Source organism: Fusibacter bizertensis, from assembly GCF_029914245.1.
Classification (GTDB): Bacteria; Bacillota; Clostridia; order Peptostreptococcales; family Acidaminobacteraceae; genus Fusibacter_C; species Fusibacter_C bizertensis.
The window spans coordinates 1-761 of the sequence record NZ_JARYZI010000035.1; the positions used below are offsets into that span (position 1 = coordinate 1).

Annotated in this window: 1 protein-coding gene; it reads left to right on the forward strand. The window is 40.7% G+C overall.

From position 1 onward, the window contains the following. A partial coding sequence (locus tag QE109_RS17540; protein ID WP_281095846.1) for an EF-Tu C-terminal domain-related protein occupies positions 1–761 on the forward strand: 761 nt, incomplete at both ends.

Below are 761 nucleotides of genomic sequence, written 5' to 3' on the forward strand. Positions count from 1 at the left end.
GATGATGACGAGTTATTAGAACTTGTTGAAATGGAAGTAAGAGATCTTCTTTCTCAATATGATTTCCCAGGCGATGATACACCAATCATCAGAGGATCAGCACTTAAAGCGCTTGAAGGCGAACCAGAGTGGGCACAAAAAATCGTAGATATGTTTGAAATCATCGATGAGTATATCCCACAACCTGAAAGAGCAACAGATAAGCCTTTCTTAATGCCAGTAGAAGACGTATTCTCGATCACAGGTCGTGGAACAGTTGCAACAGGTAGAATTGAAAGAGGAATCGTAAAAGTTCAAGAAGAAGTAGAAATCGTAGGACTTGCAGAAGCGCCAAGAAAAGTAGTAGTAACAGGCGTAGAGATGTTCAAAAAACTTCTTGATGAAGGTCAAGCAGGCGATAACGTAGGTTTATTACTTCGTGGTATCCAAAGAACAGAAATCGAAAGAGGACAAGTTCTTGCAAAACCAGGAACAATTAAACCACATACAAAATTCGAAGCACAAGTATACGTTCTTACTAAAGAAGAGGGCGGAAGACATACACCGTTCTTCAAAGGTTATAGACCACAATTCTTCTTCAGAACAACAGACGTAACAGGTTCAATCGAATTTGCACCGGGCGTAGAAATGTGTATGCCTGGCGATAACATTGAAATGTCAATCGAGTTAATCGCACCAATCGCGGTAGAAGAGGGTTTAAGATTCTCTATCCGTGAAGGCGGTAGAACAGTTGGCGCTGGTTCTGTTATCAAAATTACTGA